The following is a 26,384-nucleotide window of genomic DNA, read 5'->3' on the forward strand; positions in this document are numbered from 1 at the left end:
GAGGCCGACCGTCATTCCCGGCCCTCGCGTTCCACCTCGATCGTGCAGTCGTTCACAATGGCGACGAGCGCGCCGATTGCCGCCAGCACCGGCGCGAACACCGCGCCCACGACACCTGCCGTGAGCGGGAATTCCGCGATCGTGCGGGCGCCCTGTTTCACGACGACGCGGCGGACGTTGCCTTCGTGGATGATTCTCCTGAGCTCCTCGACGAGCTCGTTGCCCTGCGCGTTGACCTTCTCCCACCACGTGCGCTCGGTCATCCATGTCCTCTCTTCAGGCGATCCGGCAGTCGCGCGCGCAGCTTTTCGACCTTGGGCGCCGCGACGTACGCGACGTACGGCTGCGAGGGATGACGCGCCGCGTAGTTCTGGTGGTACGGCTCGGCCTCGTAGAACTCCGTGAGCGGCTCGAGCGTCGTCACGATCGGCGCGGGAAAGACCCGCGCCGCGTCGAGCTGGCGGATATAGGCCGCGGCGGCATCTTTCTGCTGCGCGTCCTCGTAGAAGATCGCGGACCGGTACTGTGTCCCGCGATCCGCCCCCTGCGCGTTGAGCTGCGTGGGATCGTGCGCGATGTAGAAGAACACCTTCAGGATCTGGCCGTACGTGATCCGTGAAGGATCGTAGCGAATCCGCACGGCCTCGGCGTGTCCCGTGGTGCCGCTGCACACCGCTTCGTAGTTGGCGGTCTCGCGGGTGCCCCCGGCGTAGCCGGAGACCACCGACGCGACACCGTCGAGCTGCAGGTACACCGCCTCCACACACCAGAAACAGCCGCCGGCGAGCACGGCGGCCGCCTCGCTTCCGCTCGCGGCCGCGAGGGGGATATCGGCGATCGGATCGGGAAAACTCTCGCGCATTCGCTCTCCAGCCGGGGGGGATAAGGGGGACAGTCACACTTTCCGAAGTCGCGGCCCAGGAAAGTGTGACTGTCCCCCTTATTCCACCTAGAATACCCCGATGCTGCTCACCACCGCGCTGGTCGTCGCCATGCTCCACGTTGCGTCCTCGCTCCCGTCGCAGACGGAGGCGTCGGTCTGCATTGCCATGCCACGGGTGCAGATCGTCCAGGGCGATGCGGCAACCGCCGCGGCGGGCCTGCGCGACATGTTCGCGAGCTACCTGACGGGACCGACGCTCAAGTCCGTGGCGCTCGAGGCGCGCCTCGCGTCGCAGGCGATGGAGGAAGCGCGCGTGAAGAACTGCGAGCGCGTGCTCCTCGCCTCGCTCACGCAGAAGCGCAAGGGCCCGAGCCGGCTGGGCAAGGTCGTCGGAGAAGCCGCCGAGGGGGCGCTCTGGCACGTGCCGGGCGGTTACTCCGCCGGCAGCGCCGCCGCCCGCTCGGCGGCGGTCGCGGGGGCGCGCGCGATCTCCACCGTCTCCTCCACCACACGCGCGCGAGACGAGTTCCGTCTCGAGTACCGTCTCGACACCGCCGATGGACGGCCCATCCTGCGACCGAAGACGGAACAGATGAAGGCGCGGACCGACGGCGAGGATCTGCTGACGCCGCTCGTCGAAAAGGCGTCGGAAGCCGTGGCTGCCGCGATGACGGCAAAGCAGTAACGCGTGCCCCGCGCGTCGATTCACCCGGGCCGCCCCGACGCCGTGAGCCTTTATTACGAGCTCCACGGCCCGGGCGACGCTCCTGCTCTCGTCCTGAACAACGGCATCCTGATGACCACGGCGAGCTGGCCGCTGCAGGTGCCGGTGCTCTCCCGCGAGTTTCGCCTCATCCTGTACGACTGCCGCGGGCAGGGACAGTCGGACCATCCCGAGAGCCCCTACACCATGGCGCTGCACGCCGACGATCTGGCAGCGCTGCTCGATCATCTCCGGATCCCTCGCGCGCACATCGCCGGCATCTCGTACGGCGGCGAGGTGGCGCAGGCGTTTGCGCTCGCTCACCCGGATCGCGTCAGGAGCCTGGTCCTTGCGGATACCGTGAGCGAGGTCACGCCCGATCTCCAGGAGATCATCGGCGAGTGGCTCGAGGTCGCGCGCACCGCGGACGCAGAGCGGTTCTTCGACGTGACGGTCGGCTGGAACTTCTCGCGGGCGTTCATCGACACGCACGCGGACCTGCTCGCGGACGCGCGGCGCCGCTACGATGCGCTCGATTTCCCTGCTGTCGCACGGCTGTGCGAGTCCTTCCTGACATCGGTGGATTTCACCGGCCGGCTGCGCGAGGTGACCGCGCCGACGTGCGTTCTCGTCGGCGACCAGGATCGGTTGAAGGGGCCCGATCACGCCGCGCGCATCCATCGCGCGATTCCCGGCTCGGAATTCCGCGTCATAGCCGGCGCCGGTCACGCGTCCTGCTGGGAACGGCCGGAGGAGTTCAACCGGGTCGTCTTGTCCTTTCTGTCGGCGCACCCATAACGTACGATCGCTGGTAGTAGATCGAATCCCGTCCGTAGACTCAAGTCCTTCATGCGTCAGTCGCGGCCGGCGGGCATCTTGTTCCCTGTTCTCATCCTGATCATCCTTCTTGGTCCGTCACCCGTGTCGGCGCAGGACGCCGCGGGATTCCACGGGCGAGTCGTCGACGAGCGGACCAGCGTGCCGGTGGCCGGAGCCTCGGTCTCGATCGTCGGTCTCACCGGCTCGGTGCGGACCGCGGAAGACGGCCGCTTCACGTGGCTGCCACGCCCCGCGGTCCCGTTCCAGGTGATCGTGATCCTTCCCGGCGGACAGGTGGCGCGCCCCGTGCTCGTGGAATCGCTGGCCGACGAAATCACGATCCCGGTCAACCCGCTCGCGGACGAATCCGTCACGGTGCTCGGCGCCGCGCCGAGCGTTGATACGACACCGGCTTCGGGCACGACGATCCTCTCCAGTTCTCAGATCGCGCAGCGGACGCCCGAGCACCTGATGCAGGCGCTCGAAACGGTTCCCGGCGTCAACCAGGTGTCCGAGGGACACGCCGCGGTGCCAGCGCTGCGCGGCCTGGCGCGCGGGCGCACGTTGCTGCTCGTCGATGGCGCGCGCGTCACCGCCGAACGCCGCGTCGGGCCGAGCGCAACCTTTCTCGATCCATCCGTCGTCGAGGGCATCGACGTCGCCCGCGGCCCGGGATCGGTCGCCTACGGATCCGATGCGCTCGGCGGCGTGATCTCGGTACGCACGCGCCGCGCCGAGCCGGGCAGCCCGCTGCGCGCGCGCCTCAGCGGCACGTATGCGGCCGGCAGCCCCGAACAGCGCGGCTCGCTGGAACTGTCAAAAGGGATCGCCCGCGGCGGCGTGCTCATGCACGCGCACGTGCGGAACGCCGAGGATTACGACACCCCTGCCGGAACGGTCTTCAACTCCGGGTGGGAAGATCGCGGTTTCCTGCTGCACGTCAACCACGAGCTGGCCGGCGGATTGTTCTCGGCGGGCTGGCAGAGCGACTACGGCCGCGATGTCGAGCGGCCCCGGAACAACTCGCGCCAGGTGCGCGTCTCTTACCCGTTCGAGAACTCGCACCGCCTCACCGCCTCCTATGAAGTTGCGGACGTGGCAGGGCTCAAGCAGATCTCGCTGACGGGCTTCTTCGGCACCTCCGATCAGCGCACGGACCAGGAGCAATTCGCCACCGCGACGAAGGGGCGGACCCTCGAGCGCGCTGACGTGACCGCGAATGATTTCCACGTGAAGGGCAGCGCGGAGAAGCTGGCCGGACAGTCAAGGCTGGAGTTTGGCGTGGATGTGAACGGGCGCTTCGGTCTCGAAGCGACCGACATGGTCGAGGTCTACGACCTCTCGGGCGCCCTGGTCGAAGACGCCGTCAACGTGTCGGTCGATAACGCCCGTCGCGTCGATGCAGGCGCATACCTCCAGGCGGAGTCAGCGTTCAGTTGGACGCGGCTCTCAGGGGGCGCCCGCGTCGATCGTGTCGCGACGAGGAGCGAAGGGGGCCACTTCGGCGACCACTCGACGACCCATGCTGCGGTATCGGGCTTTGGCGCCGTGACTGTCGGCCCCTTCGAGGGGGCGAGCTTCAGCGCGCAGATCTCCCGCGGCTTCCGCGACCCGGTCCTGTCGGACCGCTACTTCCGCGGGCCGTCGGGGCGCGGTTTCATCACCGGGAATCCGGACCTCGATCCGGAAACGAGCCTCCAGCTCGACGTCGCGGCACGCTACACCCGCGGGCGGGGGCAGGTCGCGGTCTACGCGTACCAATACCGGATCAATGATTTGGTGGAGCGGTATCAGGCGGAAACTGACTTCTTCTTTTTCCGCAATCGAGGGCGCGCGCGCCTGCGCGGCGTCGAGGTGGAAGCTCGCACCGAGATGGGCAGGGGTTACTCGCTCGAACTTGCGGCCCATACGGCACGCGGAATCGCGCTCGATGACCGTGCTCATCTCGACGACGTGTCGCCGGCGAGCGTGTCCGTGGTGGGACGCAAATCGTTTGGCGAGCGGGCGTATGCGCAGGCCCGGTTCGCCGTCTACGCTGAAGACGACCGGCCGGGGCCGAGCGAAGTGGTCTCGCCCGGCGCGGCGCTGTTCGATCTCGGCGGCGGCTGGCGCGCCAGCCGCTACCTCGAGTTCCGCGCCGTGGCGCGGAACCTGTTCGACGAGAAGTACTACGCCAGCCCGGACCCGCGCTGGGTGTACGCGCCGGGCCGATCGGCGTCGATCACCGCATCTCTGCAGTTCTGATCAGGCACGCAGCCGCGCCCGCACCGCTTCAATCTCGTCGCCGTTCACCGTGTGCCCCATGCCGGGGTAAATCCGTTCGTCCACCGCGGCGCCCAGGCGGCGAAAGACGCCGCCGGCTTCGTCCACGCGCCCGGCGGGGATATGCGGGTCCCGGTCGCTGCACCCGAGGAACACCGGCGTGCCCTCCATCGTGCCGCCATAGCCGCGGTCCGTTCCATCCGGCCCGATGAGCCCGCCGCTCAGCCCGAACACGCCGCCGTAGCGCCGCGCGTGGCGCGCGGCGAACTCCAGCGCCAGACAGGCGCCCTGAGAAAAGCCGAGCAGGATGACGCGGTCGGCGCCGACGCGTTGCTGCGCGAGCGATTCCAGCAGCCTCTCGATTGCCCCGAGCCCGGAACTGATCCCCGGCTCGTTTTGCGCGATCGGCGAGAGAAAAGAGTACGGATACCACGTGCCGCCGGCCGCCTGCGGGGCCAGGTACGCAACATCGGGCTCGGAGAACTCCTGCGCGAGCGCCATCATGTCGCCTGCCGACGCGCCGCGCCCGTGCACGAGGATCATCGCGAGCCGCGCGTCCGCAGCGCGCGCGCCGGCGTGCAACACGGGCTGGCCCGCGTGTGGATCGAGTGTGGCGACCTCCCCGATCATCGCGTCACTTCGCCGGCACGGCGGCCGGCAGTGACACCGGGGGCAGCGCCTGCTCGATTCGCGCGCGCGCCGGTTCGAGCCACGGCGGCAGGATCAGCGCTTCGCCGAGATGCGCGGGATCCTCGTCCACGGAGAATCCAGGACCGTCGGTGGCCAGCTCGAACAGCACGCCGCCAGGCTCCTTGAAGTACACGGATTTGAACCAGAACCGATCGATCACCGGAGTGGCGTGCGCCCCCTCGTGTTCGACCGAGCCGCGTACCTGCAGCTGGTGCTCCTCGTCCGCCACGCGCCACGCGAGGTGGTGCACGCTGCCGACGCCCCATGCGCCGCGACGGGCCTCCGGGGCTTCGCGGATGTCGAGGACGCCGGCCGCATCGGCAATGCCAAACCGCGTCCATCCGTTGTGGGCGCCCAGGCGCTGAAACCCCAAGGACGAGGTCAGAAAGCGGGCGGTCGTCTCCGCGTCCCGTTCCCACAGCTGAGCCCCGTAGAGACCGCGGATCTGCCGCTCGGGTGCGACCGTGCTGTGCTCCCACGGTGTGAACTCGCGCGGCGGCGCGGGCGAGGGTTCCACCAGCGCCACGCGAAGGCCGTGCGGATCGACGAGCGCCAGCGCCCGGTCGGCGAACCGATTCTCGATCTCGCCGAGCGGGACGCGGTATCCCGAGAGCCGGCCTCCCCAGAATTCGAGGCTGCCGGCCGGGACCTCCAGGCCCACTTCGACGGCGAGCCCATGGCCAAGCCGCGGCGGGGCAAGCTGCACCCACGGAAAGAACGTCAGGTCCGCGCCCGGATGACCTTCGGCGTCCGCGTAAAACAGGTGGTACGTGCCCGGGTCGTCCTGGTTGACGGATTTCTTGACGAGCCGCATCCCCAGCACGCCGGCGTAGAAGTCGATGTTTTCCTGCGCGGGCCCGGAGATCGCGGTGATGTGGTGGATTCCGTTGACCCCGGAATTGACGCGAGACATAACACCTCGTCCTGTAATGACGCCTCGAGAGGTGCGGAGGGTCCATAATAAGTGGGACAGTCACAGTTTCCGAGGCGGCCCAAGAAAGTGTGACTGTCCCACTTCGTTTCAGAGCACGTACTGCTTCGCCAGCGATGTGAACGCCGCGACCTCGCGGCGCTGCCACCCTTCGTCACGCTTCAGCTCCCGTGCCATCAGCCGTGCCACTTCCGGCGCCATGCGCGTGGCGGCAGCGGCGTCGAGAAACAGCGCGCGGCACCGGCGCGCCAGCACGTCCTCCACGGTTCGCGCCATCTCGACGCGCGTGCTCCACACGACCTCCGCGCCCGTGTGTGGCAGCGCCGCATCCAGCGGCTCGGCCAACTCCGGATCGATCCGCATCAAATCCTGGATCGCCAGCGCGTCAGACCCGTAGACGCTGAGGGGGCCGAAACGTTCGGCGTGGGGGTGAAAGCCGTGGATGTTCAGCGTCCTGGTCACGCACGGCTTCTCGGGCAGGCGCGCCAGCTCGATCGCCTGGTTCACCGTGTCCTCCGCCATGTGCCGGTACGTCGTCCACTTGCCGCCGGTCGTGGTAAGGAGTCCGGACCGATCGATGTGGATCGTGTGATCGCGCGAGAGCGCCGCCGTGATCCGCGGATCGCCGCTCCGCACGAGCGGCCGGATTCCGACAAACACGCTCAACACATCGTCGCGCGTGGGCGCTTTGTGCAGATACCGCCCGGCGGTCTCCAGCACGAACTCGATCTCCGCCTCGCGCGCCACGGGCTCCAACGTGGGCTCGTCGATCGGCGTGTCCGTCGTGCCGACCAGCGTGTGGCCGTGCCAGGGAATGGCGAACATCACGCGGCCGTCGCGCGTGTGGGGCACCATGATGGCGCTGCGGCCCGGAAGGAACGACCGATCGAACACCAGGTGGATACCCTGGCTCGGCGCGATGAGCGCGGGAGCGCCTGGATCCGAGAGCTTCCGAACGGCGTCCGAGAACGGGCCGGCCGCGTTGATGACCACCTTGGCCCGAACGCGCAGCTCGCCACCCGACTCCAGGTCCCTCGCCACGACGCCGTCGAGCAGGCCGTCGCTCCCCCGCGTGACCGCGACGACCTGCGCGTAATTGATCAACGTTGCGCCTTGCTCGGCGGCGGTCTGCGCGAGGCTCACCAGCAGGCGCGAATCGTCGAACTGGCCGTCGTAATAGACGACGCCGCCGCGCAGGCCGTCCGTCTTGATCGTCGGCAGCCGCTCGAGCGTCTGCTCGCGCGTGAGGATCTCCGAATTGCCGAACCCGTACTTGCCGGCGAGCAGGTTGTAGACCTTGAGGCCGACCCCGAAGAAGGGCGCCTCCCACCAGTCGTAATTCGGCACGACGAACGGCAGGTTGCTCACCAGGTGCGGCGCGTTCTGCCGGAGAACGCCGCGCTCTTTGAGCGCTTCCATGACGAGCGAGATGTTTCCCTGCTCGAGATAGCGGACGCCGCCGTGCACCAGCTTCGTGCTCCGGCTCGAAGTGCCCTTTCCAAAGTCGTGCTGCTCGAGGAGCAGCACGTCGCAGCCGCGCGATGCTGCGTCCACGGCAATGCCCACGCCCGTCGCTCCGCCGCCGACGATGACGAAGTCCCATTCGGGTTTCTGCTGCCGGAGCCGCCCGAGCATCTCGTCGCGGTTCATGCGGCACCGCCGGAGGGAATCCATCCTTTCGCGCGCGACACCGCCTCGCGCCACCGCTCCCGCAACCGGCCCGCGTCCCCGCGAGGCATCGCCGGCTCAAAGCGCTTCTCGACGCGCCATTGACGCGCCACGTCGCCGATTGAATCCCAGAAGCCGACGGCGAGGCCGGCGAGGTACGCCGCGCCGAGCGCGGTGGTCTCCGTCACGGCCGGCCTGACGACGGGCACTCCCAGGAGATCGGCCTGGAACTGCATCAAGGCATCGTTCGTGGATGCGCCGCCGTCCACTCGCAGCTCGCCAAGCGCGATCCCCGAGTCGAGTCGCACCGCCTGGAGCAGGTCATCCACCTGGTATGCGATGCTCTCGAGGGCGGCGCGCGCGATGTGCCCGCTGGTGGTGCCTCTGGTGATGCCGATGAGCAGCCCTCGCGCGTATGGATCCCAGTGTGGGGCGCCGAGGCCGGCGAACGCCGGGACGAGATAGACGCCGCCGTTGTCGGTCACGGTTGTGGCGAGCTTCTCGACGTCCGGCGAGCGATCGAAGAACCGCAGCCCGTCGCGCAGCCATTGGACCACTGCGCCGCCGATGAAGACGCTGCCCTCGAGCGCGTACTCCGTGCGGCCGCCGATGCGCCACGCCACGGTTGTCACGAGGCGGTTTTTCGATGCGACCGGCTCCGTGCCGGTGTTCTGCAGCAGGAAGCACCCGGTGCCGTACGTGTTCTTCGCGAACCCGGGCGCCACGCACATCTGGCCGAACAGCGCGGCCTGCTGATCCCCCGCGATGCCCGCGATCGCGACATCCTCGGTGCCGAGCAGCCGCGAGACGCGGCCGTACACCTCGCTTGACGCGCGCACGTCCGGCAGCAGTGCCGCCGGCACGGCGAGCAGCCGCAGCAGCTCCGGGTCCCACGACATCGTGTGGATGTTGAAGAGCATCGTCCGCGAGGCGTTGCCGACGTCGGTGATGTGGACCGCCCCGTTGGTGAGCTTCCAGACGAGCCACGAGTCCACGGTGCCAAACGCCAGGCGGCCCGCTTCGGCCCGCGCGCGGGCGCCGGGAACGTTTTCGAGGATCCACGCCACCTTGCTGCCGGAAAAGTACGCGTCGACGACCAGGCCGGTCCGCCCGGTGATGAACGGCTCATGGCCTTCGGCCTTGAGGCGGTCGCAGAACTCCGCGGTGCGGCGGTCCTGCCACACGATGGCGTTGTAGACCGGCTCGCCCGTCTCGCGGTCCCAGACGATCGTGGTCTCGCGCTGGTTCGTGATGCCGATCGCGGCGACGTCACCCGGGCGTGCCTGCGCCCGGCTGACCGCCTCGACGGCCACGGCCATCTGCGTCGCCCAGATCTCCTGGGGGTCGTGTTCGACCCACCCGGGCTTCGGGAATATCTGCTGGAACTCCTTCTGCGCGACCGCGGCGATGCGGCCCGCATGATCGAAGAGAATGGCGCGCGAGCTGGTCGTGCCCTGGTCGAGCGCGAGGATGTAGCGCACCGGCGGAGTATACTGCGCGCGGCTTTTTCCCATCCCGGAGCGTTGAATGGCGCAGCAGCCGCAGAGCATCGTCCGAGAGGTCCTCGCCGAATTTCTGGGTACGTGCGTGCTGATTCTCTTCGGCGCGGGGGTCGTCGCGCAGTTTCTCCTGAGCGCCACGACCGCCGGAAGTTACCTGTCCATCAACATCGCCTGGGGGCTCGGGGTCACCATGGGCTGCTACGTCGCCGGCGGCGTGTCTGGTGCCCATCTCAACCCCGCGGTCACGCTGGCGCTCGCCGTCCACCGCGGCTTTCCGTGGCGCAAGGTCCTGCCTTACACCGCGGCGCAGACAGCCGGCGCGTTTGTCGCGTCGATCGTGGTCTTTGTGACGTATCACGAGGCGTTCGCGGCGTTCGATGGCGGCGTGCGCCAGGTGCTCGGCGCGCAGGGGACGGCGGGAATCTTCGCCACCTACCCGCGTCCTTTTCTGAGCACGTTTCCCGGGGGATTCATCGACCAGGTGGTGGGCACGGCGATCCTGATGGGCGTCATCTTCGCCATCTCCGACGCTCGCAACGTGCCGCCGCCCGCAGGGCTCGCGCCGCTGATGGTGGGTTTGCTGGTCGTCGGGATCGGTGCTTCGTTCGGCTTCAACTCTGGTTACGCGATCAACCCGGCGCGCGACTTCGGTCCGCGGCTGTTCACGGCCGTCGCCGGCTGGGGAATGGAAGTCTTCCGCGCAGGCAACTCCTGGTGGTGGGTGCCGATCGTCGGTCCCTGCATCGGCGCGGTCGCCGGAGGCTGGGTGTACGACGCGCTCGTCGGTGGCCGTCTCCCGGCGGTCAACGCCGCGGGCGTCGAGGAAACTGGTCGGGATTATCCGTAAACACGGCGTCGACTCCATAGTCGTACAGAAACTTTTCCATTTCCGCGCGAACGTCCGGGAACGATCCCGTGTTCGACGAGCGGAAGGTCCATGGCGTGACGGTGAGGCCCGCGGCGTGCGCCCACGAGACCACGTCCGGCCGCGCGGAGACGATCGTCTTGTTCGGCCCGAGGCCGGTGGCCCACGTGGCAATCTCCTTCATCTTCCCGGGCGAGTCCACGCGGTGCGTCGCACCCGGATCGACGAGAAACACGCGCGGGATCGCCGGAAGGTCCCTGGCAAGGTGCTTGAGCGTCGTATCGTCGAACGACTGGATGATGATCGGTGTCTTCGCGTCGGGAAGGGCGTTCTTCTTCAGGATCTCCGCCAGCAGCGTCTCCGGGCTCACGCCCCGCCGGCGGTAGAACTCCGGATCCTTGAGTTCCGGGTAAAGGCCGGCCTTTCCCTTCACCAGATCGATCGCTTCCTGGAATGTCGGGATGCGTGCCCCGGTGTACTTCTTGTCGAACCAGGCACCGGCGTCCAGCGTCTTGAGCTCGGCGAGCGTGAAGTCGCCAACAAGCCAGCGCCTCACCGCCGCCCCGCTCCCCTTCTGCTCGACGAACCGATTCGGAAACACGTCTTCGACGTTGGTGGTCCGCTCGAGCGTCAGGTCGTGGATACAGACCAGCACGCCGTCCTTCGTGACCGCGAGGTCCTGCTCGACGAAATCGGCCCCCTGCGAAAGAGCGAGCGTGTAGGCGTCGATCGTGTGCTCGGGCGCATACGCGGACGCGCCGCGATGGGCCACGAGCTGCTTCGTCGCCCCGGGCTGCCGGCCGCTGACCGCCACAACTGCAAGCATAAGCGCGCACACCGTCAGAGCCGTTCGCATGGATATGTGGACGCGAAAAAGAGGAAGCGCATTTCTGCGCCTCCCCTTGCGCCTCGTGCGGGGAATAGCGCCACGCCCGCCGCGACCGCCAGCGCGATGGCGAGCCAGATGCCCGGAGGCACCAGCAGCCACGCCGGATCGGGGCACGGTCATGGCGAGCCCGTTGATCCAGGTGGCGGGCACGTCCACCGCGCGCTCGCCTGCGAGCCGCGTATGAGTCAGGGGGGATTATAGACACGGGGAGAAGGAAAAAGGGAAAACGCAAAAGGCAAAAGCAGGGCCTGTCGTTACCCGCGCGAGGTTTCCTGCGCGGCGCGCCGGGCGTCAATCTCCCGCTGCCCGCGGAGAATCGAGCACCACGGCTTATGGTCGTGCACGGGCATGCCGCATTCGACGCAGACGTGAATCCGCTTGGGCGGCTCCCCCCTGCCAATCAGGCGTTTCCAGAATGTCATCGGTCCCTCTCCAGTCCCTCGCCCCGGCCACCGGGCCAGGTGCCCTGTGTTCGAATACGAGGGACGGAGAGGGAGGGTTCCACGGCAGCTACTGGCGGCTCGCCGCCAGCTTGTACTCGTAGAGTTCCTTCTTGCGGATCTTGGAGTCGTAGACCGCGAACTCGTAGATCTCCATGGCGTCGGCCGGGCTGATCATGGCGCGCCCCGCCCGGCGCATCATGCGCTTGATGTAGCGCTCCCAGTCGTCCTCGAGCACGAAGTCGCAGTTGACCGCGCGCGCCAGCGGGTGGCACTTGCCGCCGCACCGGTCGGCGAAGATCTTGTACTTGCGCTTCATCTCGGGCGTGTATTTCGACACGTCAATCTTGTCCGGCCCGGCGTCCCACGAGATCACCTTCTTGTCGAGCGGGCGGTCGTCGTAGATCTGCGAGCCGATCACCCGGACCGACACGGCGGCCGTCAGGACCATCGAGACGAACACCATTGCCACCAGTACCTGCTTCACGGTCATCCTCCGAACGTGAATGTGTTGACGGGGTCGTGCGCTACTCCGATCCCTGTTCCTTCAGCCGGCGCTCGTACAGCTCGCGCTTGCGGACCTTCGCATCAAAGACCGCGAACTCGTAGGACTCGAGCGCCTGCGCCGGCGTGATGAGCGAGCGGCCGCGGCGCATCATCCGCTTGATGTACCGCTCCCAGTCGGCTTCGAGGACGAAGTCGCAGTTGACGGCGCGCGCCAGCGGGTGGCACCGCGCGCAGAGGTCTTCGAAGGTCTTGTACTTCTTCCTGATGTCCGGCGGGTACTTCGACACGTCGATCTTTCCCGGGCCGCTGTCCCACTGCACGATCAGCGGATCGATCTGTCGTGCCGCGCCGGACTGTTGTGCCTGTGCGAGCAGCAGCCGCGCGGGCATCGCGAGGGCCATTATCAATACGGCTGCAGACAGAATCCGGGGCATGTGCGTCTTCTCCTCACGGGTGGCCGTCCGGCCACCCTCAACTCCTTACCACGTCCAGATGAACCGCACGGCGGCGGACTTCGCGGTGTACGGCCGCAGGACGTAGCCCAGCAGGAGGCTGCCCGGCAGGTCGATCCGGTTCAGCGTCTCTGGGCTCATGGCAAAATCGTCCACGTCGTACCTGTCGTACCAGCCGAGCAGCCCGATCGCGACCCGGCGCGACAGGTGGAACCGCAGATCGCCGGTCGCAGACGTCAGGTCGTGAGTGATCGCCGGCAGCTGTACCGGCGCCACCAGCGTGCTGTCGGCCGGCAGCCGATACACGTACGTCGCGCGCGAGCGCGAGTCGTCGAACGACATGCTGACGTCGACCCTCGGCAACAGCCTGAGGAGATCCAGGGAGAAGCCGATCGTCTCGGTGCGGTCGGCGCTGTCGGTCGCCCAGTCGCGCCGGTGATCGACGATGAGCGCGGTGCCCGGCACCAGGGTGGAGTGCGAGTTCTGCAGCGCCGCAAAGCGCTCGTTCGTGTACGACACGCTCGCCGCGACACGCGACCCCGGCGTGATGTCGGCGGTCACGGTGTACGACTTGTTCTCGTTGTTCCTCAGCCCCAGGGCGCTGTTCAGGTAGTCGTCCTTCCCGTACGACGCGGACGCCGTCAGGCCGAAGGCGTCCACCGGCGCCAGCTGGATCAACGCCGTCACGCGGTCGCGGTCGCGATCGGCGACGTCGAAGTGGCGGAGCCCGAGCTGTTCGGTCGCCGAGAGCAGCAGATGCTCGTCGAAGCCGGATCCCCGCCGCTGCGAGCGCTCGAGGATCGCGCGGACGGTCACGAAGCCGGCCGACGAGTCGACCGACGCGCGCACGAGGTCCTCAGTCGTCTTCTGGAAGATGCGGAAGGTGCGATCGTCGGTGTTGCGCGAGTACCCGATCCGCATCGCGGTGAGCGGCACGGGCGTGAACGACGCGTCGGCGTCGAAGTTGTAGCGCGTGAAGCTCAGGGGTTCGGTCTCGGCACCCTCGTGCACGGTCTGGTCGAACACGACGTCGATCGGGGTGTGGAACACGGGCGTGCGATTGTCGAAGTCGTAGGATCGGAACCGTGCGCTGAGGAAGACATACCGCGTCGGCTGCGAGGTGAACCCGACGTTGGTCGCCACCGTCCGCGCGTCCCCTTCAAGCGTCTCGCGGGGCAGCGGCGCCGCGGGCACCGCGGTGTTGATCGTCACCGGCAACAACTGCGCGTCCTGGGTCCACGCGCCGAACGTCATGCTGGCCGTCACGCGGCTGTTGGCCGGCAGCTTCGCCGTGCCGGACGCGGTGATCCCCTGCATGCGGCTGTCGGGCGGCATCGCCATGCGCCCGCGCGATCCGCCGAGCCCGTTCGAGTAGTTGTTGGAGGCGGTCGAGTCGGTGAGCTTCAGCGGGTTGTCCCACACCAGCGTGGGCACGTTGTTCTCGAACGCCGATCCCTGGTAGCCCACGCGCACCATGCCGCGCGCGTTGGCCCACTCCACGCCGCCGCTCACGTCGGTCGTGCGCGTGTCGAGCGGCGCCATGACCTCGACGACGTCCGCGAAGCCGAATGACGCGGTCTGCGGGTACGTCCCGTCGCGCCGTGTGTGCTTCACGCCGAGGCTCACGGTGAGCTCGCGTGTCGGGCTGTACGCCAGGTCGACCCTGGCGATATCACGCCGGGAGGTGGCAGCCATCGGCGACGCCGCGCCCGCCGACTGCGACAGGGTCGCGCGTCCCGCCTGGATCGCCGCGCGCATCGCATCGTCCAGGCGCAGCACGCCTGGCGACTCGCTCGTGTAGAGCGTGCGCGTGTCGCCGCTGATCCAGAGCGGGATCTGGTCCCACTCGACGGACACGCGGACCTTCGATCCGTTGCGGAAGGTGGCGGACAGCCGCCGGTCTTCCGCGCTCAGATGGTCGCCGCTGGCATTGAACGTCCAGCCGGTCCCCTGGCGATCGAGCGTGAAGTGCTCGACCACGAGGCCGTCACTGAAGTCGCGGTACCGCTGGAAGCGGTACTTGTCGCCCGTGACATCGGTGAAGCGGCTGCCGGCGTCGAACGACGCGGCGAAGCCCTGCGGCGCGGCGAGCTGCGCGGCGGAGGGAACGAAGATCTGCTGGCCGGGGTCGTTCTGCTGCGCCGAGGCCGCCGCGCCCGTGAGAAGAAGTCCGGCTGCGACAAACGTCAGTGGGGTGCGCATGCTGTCCTCTCTTCGCCTCACCGCTCGAGGTACTGGCCAGACGGGTGGTTCGACCCGTGGAGATTCGGGTGGCAATTGACGCAGGCGCGTCCGACCAGCCGGTTGTTGCGGTTGGCGAGCGCCACGCGGTCGTAGATCGTCGCCGGGTGTCGCGACACGATGTGGCAGCGCTGGCAGAGCATCGGGGCCTTGGCCACGAGCATCCGGTCGTTCGAAGAGCCGTGCGCGTCGTGGCAGGTCGCGCAGCTCTCCCGCACGGGCGCGTGCTCCCACATGAACGGGCCGCGCTTCTCGGCGTGGCAGCTCAGGCAGGATTCGTTGATCGTGTTGCCCGCCTTCAGCAGGCGCACGTTCGTCGTGCCGTGCGGGCCGTGGCAGGAGGTGCAGTCCATCTTGCCCTCGCGCACCGGCATGTGCGCCGAGCGCTGGAGCTTCGCGGCCTTCTCGCGGTGGCATCGCGCGCAGGTGGCGACAATCGTCGCCCCGCGCAGGTGGCCGTCCGTGGATTTCGGATCGTGGATGCTGTGGCAGCCGGCGCACGGCACGTTGCGCGAGGCATGCACGCTGCCCTGCCACTGCGCGTGCTCGCCGCGGTTGTGGCACGAGAGGCAGAACTCGCTGGCCTCGCGCGGCGACATCTTGACGAACGGGCGCAGCAGGAGCCCTTTCTCCGCCGGCTCGTCGTCGTGCGCCTGGCCCGGGCCGTGGCAGGTCTCGCAGCCGAGCGACGCGGCCGGCGTCCGCTCGTCCCACTCGCGGCCGTGCGGCCCTTCGCGGTACGCCTTCAACTGCTTCATGTGGCACCGCGCGCACTTCGCCGTGCCCGTGTAGGTGAACCTGCGCGTCCGGGGCGCGTCCGGCTCCTCGTCATCGGCCTCGAAAGGATTCGTCGGCTTGGCCGCCTTCTGTCCCGGCGCCGCGCCCTCTTCTTCCTCTTCTTCCTCCTCGTCCGGATCGAGAAATGGATTGCGTTTCGGCTCCGGCGCGGGCGCCGGTTCCGGTGCGGACGGCGCGGGCTTCGGCGCCGCCTGGCCCGATGGCGGCGGCTGCGGCGGTGGCGTCTGCGGGGCGGAGAACGCCAGGCTCACCATCGCGGCAAAAGTCCAGCAGATGACCCCCGCGACGATCGCGACAGCCGGACGGCTCGGCACCCGCCGAAGCAGGTGCGCCCTCGCGGGCGTGTTGGATGGCGTCATGATGTGCTCCTCGCGCCGCAGGCCGATGCGAGCGCGGAAGGATGGAGGGCAACTGCCGTGCCTCCCTGTTTGCGGTGGCATCGACTCAGACAACCTGTTTGCCCGTCAGCAGTTGCGAGCGGCAAGTGGCCGCGGCGCGGTGCGTGCGCTGGCACGGCACGTCCGTGGTTCGGATTCGCGTCCAGATCCGGGACGAGCGGGTTCACGCCGCTGCCAGCCTTTCGGCCCTCGTGGCCACGTCCCGGAACTGGGGACCGACCTCCGCGAGCAATTCGCGATAGACACCGAGTGCCTGCGACTCCTGGCCGATCGCCTCGAGCGTCAGGGCGAGCTGATAGGCAAGCTCGTGCCCGCCTTCCTCCGTGGCTGGCGGCACCTGCGCGACCCACTCGAGGCACGCAAGCGCGTCCATCGGGGCGCCGCGATCGCGGTACACGCCCGCGAGGCGCGAGCCGGCGCTCGCGCGCAGGTGCGGCGCGCACATGGCTTCCTCGAGCGATGCGACTGCCGCGTCGAACTGCTGCGACTCGATCAGGCGCTCCGCCTCCGTGAGCCGCTCCTCCGCGGCAGCCGCCGCCTCTTCGATGAGCGCCGTGCGAATCTCCTCGAAGGCCGAGTCCACGTCGCTCGCCGGTGCCGGCTTGGGCGGGACGTCCGGCACCGCTTCGCTGACGTCTCGTGCCCGGCTGACCCGCGCCAGCAGCCCGCGATGCGCGGCGGCGTCGGGCTCGCGCTCGGTCAGATCGACCGCGATGTTGTAGGCCTGTTCCGTGCGCCCGCAGTCGTAGCACGCGCCCGCGAGGCGCGCCTGCGCCGAGATGAGCGCGCGGTCGAGCCGCCCCTCGACGCCGACGTCGATGAGCTTCTCGAGCGCCTCGATGTGCTGCGGCTGCGAGGCGAGGAACTGCTCGATCGCCGACACGGCGCCGGTGAAATTGCGACGCGCCACTTCGCCGTCGGCCGCGAGGATCACCTGGCGGAAATCGTACAGGTCGTCATCGACTGCCACCGCCGGTGACGGGTCCGGCGCCGGCACGACACCGGACTCGACCGCCTCCTGATCAGGCGCCAGGACCGCCGCCCACTCGTCCGCCCACTCGCTGGAACTCGCGGGCATCGCCGCCGCCGCCGGAACGTCGCGCGGCGGCGGCGGCGCGGGCAGCCGTGTCTCCTCGACGCGCATCGGCTCCGGCGGAGCGTCCGGCTCCACGACCGCGCTCTCGCGTGCGGCCCTCGCGGTCTCGAGTACCCGTTTGAGGAACGGGCTGACCTGGGCCGATTCGTTGCGCTCGAGTTCGTCCACGCGGCGGCGGGCGGTCTCGTTGTCAGGCTGGATGCGAAGAATCTTCCGATAGAGGGCGCGCGACTTCGCCGCGAACCCGTCGGCCGCCAGGTGCTCGGCAAGCGACGTGAAGTGCGCGATGGCGGCGTCCGCCTTGCCGGTGCGAATGTACAAATCCCCCAGCGTGTTGCCGATGCTCCAGTCCTTCGAATCGTTCTGAAACAACTTTTCGTACAGTGTGACCGCGCCGTCCAGGTCGCCGCGCGTGACGAGGCGGGCCGCCTTGTCGACGAGATCGGAGCGATCCAGGGCGCGAGCCATGTTCACACTGCCGCGGCCACCCGGCCGTCCGCGTCCTGCGGCACGGCGCCGGGACCCGCGATGATGGCGTCGACATCCAGCAAGGCGACCGCGTCGCCCGCGACCGAGAAGATTCCGCGCGTGAACCACTCGCGGCGCTCGACCTCAGCGTGCCGCCGATCGGCCGCGGTCGCACGATGGAGCGCGACGTCCGCCCCGACGCGGAACGCGAAGAAGCCGCCGCGGCCGCGACCTCCGGATCGCGCCACCAGGAACCGTTCCGAGCCGTTGACGTCCGCGCCGTGTTCCCCGTTGAACCGCAGGATCGGCACGGCGTGGTCCCGCCACCATCCGACCGCATGGATGTGCGGCGCCGCACCCGGCAGCGGGATCCAGGGCAGCGACTGGACGATGCCTCCCACGCGATCCGCGGCCAGGGCGTACCTCGCTGCGTGCACGCTCGGCAACGCGGCGCTCGTGAACGTCAGCGCCATGCCGGAGGCGACCGCACCCGTCCTCCCGCCCGCTGGCTGCGCGATCGGCGGCGTGGCGCGGCGCGGCGCGGCGGGCGCCAGCGGATCGATGCCCCGTGGCGAGAGAACGAGGCAGAACACGACGTCCCCCATCCGCAACAGCCCGTCGAACCACGCCGAGGGCGTCGCGCCGGCCGCCGCGGGGAGCGGCAGCAGCGCGGGCGATCCGGCAGGAGTGCGCACGATGCGATCGACGAGCAGGCCGAACGACTCGCCGTCGCCTCGCGTCACGATGACGTAGCGGTCGGCGACCGACGACTCGGGCGCGCGTCCGAACAGTCCCGACAGGCCGTAGACCGGCAGCGTTTCGGCGCCGTACCGCAACGTGCCGACGCGGTTCGCAGGCCCCGCCCCTTTCTTCACGTATTCCGCGCGGGCGACGACGCGGATGTCGGCGCCGGCGAGCGCGTACTGTTCCATTCCCACGACGCAGCAGATGAAGCCACCAAGTCCGGATTTCCGTTCACCTGTCATGACGACTGCCCCCGCATGGCGAGCATCGAGCCGATGACATCGGGCGTGCCGACGAAGTCGGCGCCCGCGCGTTCGAGCGCCTGCGTCGGCATGCTGTCGATCACGCAGCTCGAGGGCTCCTGCACGTACGCGTCGCCGCCGCGCTGCCGCACGCGCTTCAGCCCCTCGGCCCCGTCGCGCCCCATGCCTGACAGCACGACGCCCACGCTCGATGCGCCGTAGCTTTCCGCCGCCGAAACCATCGCGAAGTCGATGGAGGGCCGGTACAGTTCCTCTTCTGCCGTCGGCCGCAATTCCAGCCGGCCTCCGGGGCGCACCAGCAGGTGGCGCGAGCCGGGCGTGACGATGATCGATCCGCGGGCGAGCCCGACCCCCGCGTCCGCCTCTCGGACCGGCAAGCGGGCATAGCGCCCAAGTTCCGCGGCGAAGGCGGTCGTAAACGTCGCGGGGAGGTGCTGGACCACCACGCAGGGGATCCGGAAATCGGACGGCAGCTGCGCGAGGAGCTCGCGGAGCGCCGCCGGACCGCCCGTCGAGGCCCCGATCACGATGATCCCTTCGTGACCTGGCGCGGTCCTCGGGCCGTGCAGGCGCCCGCGCGGGTCGGGGTGACGGACGGGCGGACGCGCGACGGCCCGTTCCGGTTTCCGCGCATGGCGCGGCCGGACGGTGGCGGCCGTCATGACCTTGCTCACGATCTCCCTGCGCAGCGTCGCGGGGCTGACGGGCGCGCCCGGCGTGTACTTCAGGACGAAGTCCACCGCTCCCACCTCCAGCGCCCGCAGCGTCGTCGCGGCCGCGCGGCGCGACACGCCGCTCACGACCACGACGGCGGCGGAGGTTTCGGCCACGATTTGCCGCAGCAGCCCGAGGCCTTCGGCTCCAGGCATCTCGAGGTCCAGCGTGAGCACGTCGGGCGACGTGCGGCGGACGAGATCCATCGTCGACGCCGCGTTGTGCGCGGTGCCGACCACCTCGCAGTCGCCGGCGCACTCGAGGTACGAGGCCAGCAGGCGGCAGGTGAATGCCGAGTCGTCGGCGACGGCCACTCGGATCACGATGCCTTCCTCTGTGCCGCGCGCGAGGCTTTGATCAGGTCGCCCGCCTGCTGGATCAACGCCTCCTCCTGGAACGGCTTCACGATGTAGCCGGTGGCGCCGAGCCCCATGGCTTTCTCGCGATGCTTGTCGCCGCCGCGCGAGGTCAGCATCACGATCGGCACCGAGCGGTACTGGCTCTGCGCGCGTATCGTCGCCAGGAATTCGTAGCCGTCCATGCGGGGCATCTCGATGTCGAGCAGGATCAGGTCGGGCGGATCCGACGCGCGGTGGATCAGCTCGAGCGCCTCGACGCCGTCGCGTGCCTGCACCGGGTTCCAGCCGGCCTTCTTGAGCGCGTTCGACAGCACGTGACGCATGCTCAACGAGTCGTCCACCACCATCACCGTGTACGACTGCAGCTCGATGGCGGCGGCGCGCGGCGCCGCGGGGCGCACGCGCGGTTGGTCGGCGGTGCCGGCCAGGTCGGTTGGATTGAGGATCAGGATGACGGTGCCGTCGCCCAGCAGCGTGGCGCCCCAGACGCCCGTCACGCGCCGGAGATGCGTCCCGAGCGTCTTCACGACCGCATCGCGGCTCTGCACGATCTCGTCGACGACGAGCGCCATGCGCCGGCCGCCCAGGTTCGCGATGAGCACGGGGCGATTGACGGACGTCTCGGCCGCACGCGGCAGATCGAGCAGCGACGACAGGTCGCGGAGCGGGTATGTGCGCCCGTCGACCTCCACGACGCGCTCGGTGCCGACCGAGGTGATGGCCGGCGCGTCAGGCCGCGCGATCTGGAGGACCGCGCCGAGCGGCAGGCCGACGGTCTGCCCGCCCGTGCGCACGAGCAGGATGCGGGTGATCGCCAGCGTCATCGGGACGCGGACGGTCAGCGTCGCGCCTGCGTTCGGGCGGGAGGCGATGCTCAGCCGGCCGCCGAGCCGCGTGACCTTCGCCTTCACGATGTCGAGGCCCACACCGCGCCCCGAGACCTCGCTCAGCCGGCGCGCGGTGCTGAAGCCGGGCTCGAACACGAGCGCGATGAGCTCTTCTTCCGAGAGCGTCCCGGCGTCCGCCTCCGACGCGTACCCGCGCTCGACGGCCGTGCGGCGGATGCGCTCGAGATCCAGGCCGGCGCCGTCGTCTTGAACTTCGATGAGGACGTCGGTGCCCTCGTGAGACGCGCGCACGGCAATGCGCCCGCGCGCCGGCTTGCCGGCGGCGAGGCGCTCGGCCGGCGTCTCGATCCCGTGATCGACCGCGTTGCGAAGCAGGTGCAGCAGCGGGTCGCTCATCTCTTCGAGCAGCGTCTTGTCGAGCGCGACGTTCTCCCCCTCGAGCACGAGATCGGCCGCCTTGCCGCACTCCTCGGCGGTGACGCGCACCGCGCGCTCGAGCCGTGCCGCCAGCGTGACGAGCGGCACCATGCGGAACTCCATGACCTTGTCCTGGACTTCGCGCGTGAGCCGGCCGAGGCGCGTGAGATCGCCGTCGAAGTTGCCGATCGTCTCGGAGAGGCGGGTGCTGATCGTGCCGATGTCGCTCGCCGTTTCGGTCATCTCCCGCGACAGCAGGTGAAAGTCGGTGTACCGATCGAACTCCAGTTCGTCGAAGCCATGGCCCCCCGGCCCGGCCGAGGCCGCGACGTTGCCCGCCAGCGCGCGCACTTCGTAATCGGTCTCGAGCTTGAGCGCGAGGCGGCGCAGGCGCGCGGTGCTCAGCTTCAACTCGTCCACCTGCTCGACGAGGCCGGCGTAGTGCTGGTCGAACGAGGACCGGTTGATGACGAGCTCGCTGACCGACCGCACGAGTTCGCCGAGGCGTTCGAACGGCACGCGTACCACCTGCGAGCCGCCCCGACGCCGGTCCTCCGCGTTGCGGCGGCGATCCGGCCGTGTACGGCGCTCGGGCTCGCGGGGTTCCGCAGCGACAGCGGGTGCTGCCGGCGCGGCGCTGCCAGCGATCGCGCCGGGCGCCTGGCCGGCGGTTGTCGCGACGGCCGGCGCCGTGCCCGTCCAGCCGACGGTGCGGTCGTACTCGGCGAGGAGGCGAACGAGGATCTCGCGAAGCGTCGCGGGATCGTCGGGAGGCGAGGCAATGAGATCGTCCAGCGCGTCGGAGGAACTGGTGATGAGCCGCATCGCCTCTGGAGTGGCGGCGGCGGTGCCGTCGTACAGGCGATCGAGCAGGTCCTCCATCCGGTGGGCCAGCCGCGAGGCGGCCTTGTAGCCCACGATGCCCGCCGCCCCTTTGATGGTATGAACCGCGCGACGCAGTTCCTGCAGCGCGTCCCGATCGTCGGGCGTCGAGCAGATGTGCGCCGTCAGGCGCGCGATGGCCTGCAGATTCTCCTGGGCCTCCTGCGCGAATACCTCGGCGAGCTCCTGTGGGACGGGTTCGGCGGGAACCAGGTCCAGGTCCAGGTCGTCATCGCCCCTGGGAGGCGGCGCCGGCGCCGCGGCGGGCGCGTGCTGCTCGAGCCCGCGGCGATCCAGCTCGATGAGATCGAGCAGCATCGCGTCCGGCTCCTCCGGATTGCAGCCGGCGAAATCCCTGTACGCCTTCGACAGCTCGAGCGCGACGTCGCTGGCGCACTCGCCGCGGCACGCGGCCTCGACGTACGCGGGACACTTCGGCACCGTCACTCGCAGCAGCGCCAGGACGGGCTCCGGCACGGCGCGCCCTTCGTTGACCGGCACGTCGAGCATCTCCTCCGCCTGGTTCAGCACGTGGCCGAGGGCGGCCAGTCCGACCATCGATGCCGCGCCCTTGAGCGCGTGGATCAGGCGGAACGCCTCGTGCGCCGCGGGACTCGGCGCGCCTTCCCGTTCCGCCACGTCGAGCGCCGCGAGCACGCGCGGCACGCTCGAGCGCACTTCCTCGGAGAATGCCGCGACCGCGATGATGTCGAGCGGTCTGGTGATCGCCGTCATGGCCGTACCTCTCTGCTCACTCGGCCGACGCGCCGGAACGCCCGGACGCCGGGCAGCGCGACCGGTTCCAACCCCGCCGGGCACTCGAACGGCGCTTCACCGGGGCCGAGGAGGAGATACCCTCCCGGCGTGAGCCGTGACCCCAGCATCGCGACGAACGGTGTGACCGCCGGCGGCGCGAAATAGATCAGGACGTTCTGACAGAAGATGACGTCGTGGTTGAGAAAGATGTCGCACGCCGAATAGAGATTGATCGCGAGAAACCGCACACGGCGGCACAGCTCCGGATCGATGCCCCATGCCCCGCCGCCCCCGGCGGCTCGAACGAACTTCCGGCGGTACTCGGCCGGGATCGCCGACACGGCCTTCTCGCTGTACCGCCCGATCCGCGCCGCTTCCACGGTGCGGCGGCTGATGTCGGCCCCCCACACCAGGAACTCTCCGCCGAATGCCGGATCCGACATCGCCGTCATCGCGAGCGAGTACGCCTCCTCGCCCGTGGAGCATCCCGCGCTCCACAAACTGAGGAGGTTCCGCCCGATGTCCGGCCGCCGCCGCAGCTCCGGCAGGATGTGCGTGCGCAGCGCCTCGAATGACGGCGGGTGGCGGAAGAACGAGGTTTCGTGGCTGATCAGCTGATCGATCAGCTCCGTCCACTCGCTCCCCCCCTTGCTCTCCTCCTCGAGCAGCTCGTAGTACTCGTCGCAGCTGGCCAGCCCGCGCGCGCGCATCCGCGCGGGCACGAGGCCGGCGAGCGCCGAGAGCTGCGGCTCCCGCAGCGCGAGCCCGCAGTGCCGCAGGAGCAGGTCGCCCCACGGCCCGCAGGACTCCGTGTCGGCCGGCGTCGGGAAGCCGATCATCGCGCCGCCGATTCGGCCTGCCTGGCCGCGTCAGCCATCGGCACGACGTAGCCGCTTCCGTTGCCGTTGCCGTTGGTCGGCAGCTTGAACCGCGCGACCGACTTGTTGAGGCCGTCGGCCAGCGCCGAGAGCGATCCGATCGCGACGGCCGTCTCCTTCGTGCTCGTCGCCGTCGTGCGCGTGACCGAGGACATCTCGTTCATCGACCGCGCGATCTGCTGCGACCCGCGCGCCTGCTGCTGCGCGGCGTCGGAGATCGCCTGGATCAGCTCGGCGAGGCGGTTCGACACGCCCTGGATTTCGGTGAGCGCGACGCCCGCCTCGTTCGCGATGGCCGACCGGTTCACGACCTCCCGCGTCGTGTCTTCCATCGCCGACATGACTTCCGCCGTCTCGCTCTGCGTCGTCTTGACGAGCATCGCGGCCTTCTTGGTCGCCTCGGTCGCGCGGTCCGCGAGCCGTTCGACTTCTTCGGCGACCACGCCGAACCCGCGGCCCGCCTCGCCGGCCATCGCCGCCTGGATCGACGCGTTCAGCGCGAGGATGCTCGTGCGGTCCGCGATGTCGCCGATGAGCTCGACGATCTCGCCGATCTCCTGCGAGCTCTCGCCGAGCCGCTTGATCCGCTTCGCGGTCTCCTGCACCTGGTCGCGGACGGCTTTCATCCCCTCGATCGTGCGGGCGACGGCGCGGGCGCCCTGCTCCGCGTTCGCGCGCGCCTGCTCGGCGACCGCCGCCGACGAGGACGCGTTTTCAGACACCTGGTTGATCGACGTCGCCATCTCCTCGATCGCGGCCGACGCCTCGATCGCCTGCGACGCCTGCGCCTCCGTGCCGGAGGCGAGCGACGAGGTGAACGACCGCAGCTCGACGAGCGAGCGGGAGACGTCGTGCGTCGCCCCCTGCACGTGGCCGATGATGCCCCGCAGCTCGGCGATCATGAAGTTGAAGGAGTCGGCGAGCGCGCCGGTCATGTCCGCGGTGACCTCCGCCTGCGCCGTGAGGTCGCCGTCCGCCACGCCGCTCACCTCGTCGAGCAGCTTCATGATGGCGGCCTGCATCGCGTCGCGCTCCTGGCGCGACTGCACGAGGGCGACCGTGTTGTCGAGCATCGTGTTGAGCGACCGGCCCACCATGCCCAGCTCGCTCTTCCCGGGATTCTCGACGCGGCTCGTGAAGTCGCCGACCGTGATGGCGTCGCACACCTTCACGAGCGAGTTCGCTTCATTCAGGATCGGGCCCTGGACGAAGTACTTCATGAACGGCAGGAGGACGACGAACGCCAGCAGCAGCGCGAGGATCACGCCCACGTACGCGCGGCCGATCCCCTGCTCCACCTGGCGGCCGCCGGCCGCCATCCGGTCGCGGTACCGGACGAAGAACGCGCTCGACAGCGACTGCAGCTGGTCGACCGTGGCGCGCATCGCCTTCGCTTCCGGCCCGGTCGGGTCCGCCGCCATGAAGCTGCCGCTCTGCGCGGCCTCGCGCGCGCCCTCGAACTCCTGCTGGTACGTGGCGAGCGCGGCGCGAATGGCCTTCGCGGTCGCCTGCTCGTCCGGTTCGGTGGCCAGCGAGTCGATTTCCTTCAGGCGCTCGACCGCGTGTCCGTGCGCCGTTCTCCAGTTCTGCAGCTGGGCCATCGCCTCGCGCGACCGCGGCGCGTCGTCCAGGAAGAACGTGCGCTCGAATCGGACCAGCTCGGCGACGTGCAGCGCGAACTGCGCGGCGGCGCCCGCCATCTGCGCGTCCTTGTGCACGAGCTGTCTCGCCTGCTGGTCGACGGTCCGGATGCTCCACAGCCCCGCCGCCGTGCCGCCCGCCAGCATGACGGCCAGCACGGCGACCGTCAGGAGCAGCCGGCTTCTGATTTTCAGGTTCTTGCTTCGCATGATGCTTCCTCTCTCCGATCTTCGAACTGCCGGATGTCCGCCGAACGCAGCAGTCGCTCGAGGTCGAGCACGGCGACGAGCCGCTCGCCCACCTGCGACACGCCCGTGAGATAGGGCGCCAGCGCTCCCTCGATGGGCCCGGACGGGGGCTTCACCGAGTCGAGCGCCACGCCGACGATCTGCTCGACCGAGTCCACGAGCAGGCCCGCCGTGAATTCCTCGTCGGCCAGCCGGACGACGAGCAGGCGTCCGGTATAGGGGGAGACCGCCTCGAGCCCGAGGAGCGCTCTCAGGTCGATCACCGACACGACATCGCCGCGCAGGTTCACCACGCCCCGCACCCAGGCGGGCACGTGGGGCACCGCCGTGATGCCGGGCACGCGCGCGACCTCGGAGACCAGCGCCTGCGAGACGCCGTACATCGACCCCGCCACGCCAAACAGGATCAGCCGCGTGCGCGGGCTCGCGGCCTCCGCCGGCGCGGCGTCTGCCGCGAGCGGCGCGGCCGCGTCGGACGACAGCGCGTCGAGCAACGAACGATCGCCGTCGCCACCGGCAAGCGGCGGCGCTTCCGCCGATTCGCCGGGCGCCGGCGCCGGAGGCGGCATCGCGTCGCCGGGCGACGCCAGCCAGTCCTCCAGCAGCGACGACGGATCGATCTCCGGCTCGTGATGACGTCGGTCGTCCATCACGACTGTCTCGCCACCGCGGCGAGCAGATCGGCATCCTGGTAGGGTTTGGCGATGTACTCGTCCGCCCCCTGCTTCATGCCCCAGAACCGATCGCTCTCCTGGTTTTTGCTGCTGACGAGGATGATCTTGATGTCGCTCGTTCCCGCCGTCGTCTTGAGCTGCCGGCACACCTGGAAGCCGTTCTTCTTCGGCAGGATGATGTCGAGCACCACGATCGGCGGGTGGGTCGCCGATGCCTTGTCGATCGCTTCCTCGCCATCGACCGCGGTCGTCACCTCGTACCCGTGCTTCTTGAGCAGCGAGACGAGCATCTGCAGATCCGTCGGACTGTCATCCACGACGAGCACTTTCTTGGACATTGGCCTCTCC

At 69.3% G+C, this 26,384-nt stretch carries 24 protein-coding genes; 4 read left to right on the plus strand and 20 right to left on the minus strand.

Annotation, left to right across the window (positions count from 1 at the left end):
• Positions 1-11 precede the first annotated feature (11 nt).
• Both HYU53_01860 and msrA read right to left on the minus strand, forming a co-directional pair.
• Positions 12-263 (minus strand): DUF4342 domain-containing protein, encoded by a 252-nt coding sequence (locus HYU53_01860; GenBank protein MBI2219936.1) that lies wholly within the window; start codon positions 261-263, stop codon positions 12-14.
• Positions 260-862: a peptide-methionine (S)-S-oxide reductase MsrA gene (gene msrA / locus HYU53_01865; GenBank protein ID MBI2219937.1), complete on the minus strand. Its 603-nt coding sequence runs from the start codon at positions 860-862 to the stop codon at positions 260-262. Before msrA ends, HYU53_01860 begins: the two co-directional genes overlap by 4 nt.
• 100 nt (positions 863-962) lie before the next feature.
• On the opposite strand from msrA, the gene HYU53_01870 reads away from it, so the two are divergent.
• From HYU53_01870 to HYU53_01880, 3 genes are read left to right on the plus strand one after another with little or no spacing between them, the layout of a single operon-like run.
• Positions 963-1,568: a hypothetical protein gene (locus HYU53_01870; GenBank protein MBI2219938.1), complete on the plus strand. Its 606-nt coding sequence runs from the start codon at positions 963-965 to the stop codon at positions 1,566-1,568.
• A gap of 3 nt (positions 1,569-1,571) precedes the next feature.
• A complete protein-coding gene (locus HYU53_01875; protein ID MBI2219939.1) occupies positions 1,572-2,384 on the plus strand; it encodes an alpha/beta fold hydrolase in 813 nt (270 codons plus the stop codon).
• Positions 2,385-2,435: 51 nt separating this feature from the next.
• The gene (locus tag HYU53_01880) at positions 2,436-4,649 is read left to right on the plus strand and encodes a TonB-dependent receptor (GenBank protein ID MBI2219940.1); all 2,214 of its coding nucleotides are present in this window, start codon (positions 2,436-2,438) and stop codon (positions 4,647-4,649) included.
• Here HYU53_01880 and HYU53_01885 read toward each other — a convergent pair whose 3' ends face one another.
• From HYU53_01885 to glpK, 4 genes are all read right to left on the minus strand, one after another.
• Positions 4,650-5,297, minus strand: a complete 648-nt coding sequence (locus tag HYU53_01885; protein ID MBI2219941.1) for a dienelactone hydrolase family protein — start codon at positions 5,295-5,297, stop codon at positions 4,650-4,652.
• A 4-nt stretch (positions 5,298-5,301) separates the two neighbouring features.
• Positions 5,302-6,270 carry a ring-cleaving dioxygenase gene (locus tag HYU53_01890; protein ID MBI2219942.1) on the minus strand — a complete coding sequence of 323 codons (969 nt, stop codon included), beginning with the start codon at positions 6,268-6,270 and terminating at the stop codon, positions 5,302-5,304.
• A 108-nt stretch (positions 6,271-6,378) separates the two neighbouring features.
• Positions 6,379-7,938 (minus strand): glycerol-3-phosphate dehydrogenase/oxidase, encoded by a 1,560-nt coding sequence (locus tag HYU53_01895; GenBank protein ID MBI2219943.1) that lies wholly within the window; start codon positions 7,936-7,938, stop codon positions 6,379-6,381.
• Positions 7,935-9,470, minus strand: coding sequence for a glycerol kinase GlpK (gene glpK, locus HYU53_01900; protein MBI2219944.1), 1,536 nt, complete (start codon positions 9,468-9,470; stop codon positions 7,935-7,937). The genes HYU53_01895 and glpK overlap by 4 nt, the downstream gene beginning before the upstream one ends.
• Positions 9,471-9,483: 13 nt before the next feature.
• On the opposite strand from glpK, the gene HYU53_01905 reads away from it, so the two are divergent.
• On the plus strand, positions 9,484-10,305 hold the full coding sequence (locus tag HYU53_01905) for an MIP family channel protein (protein ID MBI2219945.1): 822 nt from the start codon (positions 9,484-9,486) through the stop codon (positions 10,303-10,305).
• Here HYU53_01905 and HYU53_01910 read toward each other — a convergent pair.
• The 14 genes from HYU53_01910 to HYU53_01975 all read right to left on the minus strand — a co-directional run bounded on the left by HYU53_01910 (position 10,262) and on the right by HYU53_01975 (position 26,374).
• Positions 10,262-11,149 carry a glycerophosphodiester phosphodiesterase gene (locus HYU53_01910; GenBank protein MBI2219946.1) on the minus strand — a complete coding sequence of 296 codons (888 nt, stop codon included), beginning with the start codon at positions 11,147-11,149 and terminating at the stop codon, positions 10,262-10,264. The two genes, HYU53_01905 and HYU53_01910, sit on opposite strands and share 44 nt — an antisense overlap.
• A gap of 317 nt (positions 11,150-11,466) precedes the next feature.
• Entirely contained in the window at positions 11,467-11,634 is a 168-nt protein-coding gene (locus tag HYU53_01915) for a hypothetical protein (GenBank protein ID MBI2219947.1), read from the minus strand.
• Positions 11,635-11,722: 88 nt separating this feature from the next.
• A complete protein-coding gene (locus HYU53_01920) occupies positions 11,723-12,139 on the minus strand; it encodes a hypothetical protein (GenBank protein ID MBI2219948.1) in 417 nt (138 codons plus the stop codon).
• 40 nt (positions 12,140-12,179) lie between these two features.
• A complete protein-coding gene (locus HYU53_01925) occupies positions 12,180-12,560 on the minus strand; it encodes a hypothetical protein (protein MBI2219949.1) in 381 nt (126 codons plus the stop codon).
• 78 nt (positions 12,561-12,638) lie between these two features.
• Entirely contained in the window at positions 12,639-14,813 is a 2,175-nt protein-coding gene (locus HYU53_01930) for an MtrB/PioB family decaheme-associated outer membrane protein (protein MBI2219950.1), read from the minus strand.
• Positions 14,814-14,830: 17 nt separating this feature from the next.
• Positions 14,831-16,009, minus strand: coding sequence for a DmsE family decaheme c-type cytochrome (locus HYU53_01935; GenBank protein ID MBI2219951.1), 1,179 nt, complete (start codon positions 16,007-16,009; stop codon positions 14,831-14,833).
• Positions 16,010-16,211: 202 nt separating this feature from the next.
• On the minus strand, positions 16,212-17,612 hold the full coding sequence (locus tag HYU53_01940) for a tetratricopeptide repeat protein (GenBank protein MBI2219952.1): 1,401 nt from the start codon (positions 17,610-17,612) through the stop codon (positions 16,212-16,214).
• 2 nt (positions 17,613-17,614) lie between these two features.
• Positions 17,615-18,598 carry a chemotaxis protein CheW gene (locus HYU53_01945; protein MBI2219953.1) on the minus strand — a complete coding sequence of 328 codons (984 nt, stop codon included), beginning with the start codon at positions 18,596-18,598 and terminating at the stop codon, positions 17,615-17,617.
• The gene (locus tag HYU53_01950) at positions 18,595-19,656 is read right to left on the minus strand and encodes a chemotaxis protein CheB (GenBank protein ID MBI2219954.1); all 1,062 of its coding nucleotides are present in this window, start codon (positions 19,654-19,656) and stop codon (positions 18,595-18,597) included. Before HYU53_01950 ends, HYU53_01945 begins: the two co-directional genes overlap by 4 nt.
• Positions 19,653-22,574, minus strand: coding sequence for a response regulator (locus HYU53_01955; protein ID MBI2219955.1), 2,922 nt, complete (start codon positions 22,572-22,574; stop codon positions 19,653-19,655). Before HYU53_01955 ends, HYU53_01950 begins: the two co-directional genes overlap by 4 nt.
• Entirely contained in the window at positions 22,571-23,434 is an 864-nt protein-coding gene (locus tag HYU53_01960) for a hypothetical protein (GenBank protein ID MBI2219956.1), read from the minus strand. Before HYU53_01960 ends, HYU53_01955 begins: the two co-directional genes overlap by 4 nt.
• Entirely contained in the window at positions 23,431-25,323 is a 1,893-nt protein-coding gene (locus HYU53_01965) for a methyl-accepting chemotaxis protein (protein MBI2219957.1), read from the minus strand. The genes HYU53_01960 and HYU53_01965 overlap by 4 nt, the downstream gene beginning before the upstream one ends.
• A complete protein-coding gene (locus tag HYU53_01970) occupies positions 25,305-26,012 on the minus strand; it encodes a purine-binding chemotaxis protein CheW (GenBank protein MBI2219958.1) in 708 nt (235 codons plus the stop codon). Before HYU53_01970 ends, HYU53_01965 begins: the two co-directional genes overlap by 19 nt.
• Positions 26,012-26,374, minus strand: coding sequence for a response regulator (locus HYU53_01975; GenBank protein MBI2219959.1), 363 nt, complete (start codon positions 26,372-26,374; stop codon positions 26,012-26,014). Before HYU53_01975 ends, HYU53_01970 begins: the two co-directional genes overlap by 1 nt.
• Between the last annotated feature and the right edge of the window lie 10 nt (positions 26,375-26,384).

It is taken from the genome of Acidobacteriota bacterium, from assembly GCA_016184105.1.
Classification (GTDB): Bacteria; Acidobacteriota; Vicinamibacteria; order Vicinamibacterales; family 2-12-FULL-66-21; genus JACPDI01.

What these genes read in the sequence shown, in the direction of transcription:
- HYU53_01860 (MBI2219936.1), bottom strand. Translation starts at nt 263, where the DNA reads ATGACCGAGCGCACGTGGTGGGAGAAGGTCAACGCGCAGGGCAACGAG.
- HYU53_01905 (MBI2219945.1), top strand. Translation starts at nt 9,484, where the DNA reads ATGGCGCAGCAGCCGCAGAGCATCGTCCGAGAGGTCCTCGCCGAATTT.
- msrA (MBI2219937.1), bottom strand. Translation starts at nt 862, where the DNA reads ATGCGCGAGAGTTTTCCCGATCCGATCGCCGATATCCCCCTCGCGGCC.
- HYU53_01970 (MBI2219958.1), bottom strand. Translation starts at nt 26,012, where the DNA reads ATGGACGACCGACGTCATCACGAGCCGGAGATCGATCCGTCGTCGCTG.
- HYU53_01885 (MBI2219941.1), bottom strand. Translation starts at nt 5,297, where the DNA reads ATGATCGGGGAGGTCGCCACACTCGATCCACACGCGGGCCAGCCCGTG.
- HYU53_01975 (MBI2219959.1), bottom strand. Translation starts at nt 26,374, where the DNA reads ATGTCCAAGAAAGTGCTCGTCGTGGATGACAGTCCGACGGATCTGCAG.
- glpK (MBI2219944.1), bottom strand. Translation starts at nt 9,470, where the DNA reads ATGGGAAAAAGCCGCGCGCAGTATACTCCGCCGGTGCGCTACATCCTC.
- HYU53_01945 (MBI2219953.1), bottom strand. Translation starts at nt 18,598, where the DNA reads ATGACAGGTGAACGGAAATCCGGACTTGGTGGCTTCATCTGCTGCGTC.
- HYU53_01965 (MBI2219957.1), bottom strand. Translation starts at nt 25,323, where the DNA reads ATGCGAAGCAAGAACCTGAAAATCAGAAGCCGGCTGCTCCTGACGGTC.
- HYU53_01915 (MBI2219947.1), bottom strand. Translation starts at nt 11,634, where the DNA reads ATGACATTCTGGAAACGCCTGATTGGCAGGGGGGAGCCGCCCAAGCGG.
- HYU53_01940 (MBI2219952.1), bottom strand. Translation starts at nt 17,612, where the DNA reads ATGGCTCGCGCCCTGGATCGCTCCGATCTCGTCGACAAGGCGGCCCGC.
- HYU53_01930 (MBI2219950.1), bottom strand. Translation starts at nt 14,813, where the DNA reads ATGCGCACCCCACTGACGTTTGTCGCAGCCGGACTTCTTCTCACGGGC.
- HYU53_01890 (MBI2219942.1), bottom strand. Translation starts at nt 6,270, where the DNA reads ATGTCTCGCGTCAATTCCGGGGTCAACGGAATCCACCACATCACCGCG.
- HYU53_01925 (MBI2219949.1), bottom strand. Translation starts at nt 12,560, where the DNA reads ATGGCCCTCGCGATGCCCGCGCGGCTGCTGCTCGCACAGGCACAACAG.
- HYU53_01955 (MBI2219955.1), bottom strand. Translation starts at nt 22,574, where the DNA reads ATGACGGCGATCACCAGACCGCTCGACATCATCGCGGTCGCGGCATTC.
- HYU53_01960 (MBI2219956.1), bottom strand. Translation starts at nt 23,434, where the DNA reads ATGATCGGCTTCCCGACGCCGGCCGACACGGAGTCCTGCGGGCCGTGG.
- HYU53_01935 (MBI2219951.1), bottom strand. Translation starts at nt 16,009, where the DNA reads ATGACGCCATCCAACACGCCCGCGAGGGCGCACCTGCTTCGGCGGGTG.
- HYU53_01870 (MBI2219938.1), top strand. Translation starts at nt 963, where the DNA reads ATGCTGCTCACCACCGCGCTGGTCGTCGCCATGCTCCACGTTGCGTCC.
- HYU53_01880 (MBI2219940.1), top strand. Translation starts at nt 2,436, where the DNA reads ATGCGTCAGTCGCGGCCGGCGGGCATCTTGTTCCCTGTTCTCATCCTG.
- HYU53_01910 (MBI2219946.1), bottom strand. Translation starts at nt 11,149, where the DNA reads ATGCTTGCAGTTGTGGCGGTCAGCGGCCGGCAGCCCGGGGCGACGAAG.
- HYU53_01895 (MBI2219943.1), bottom strand. Translation starts at nt 7,938, where the DNA reads ATGAACCGCGACGAGATGCTCGGGCGGCTCCGGCAGCAGAAACCCGAA.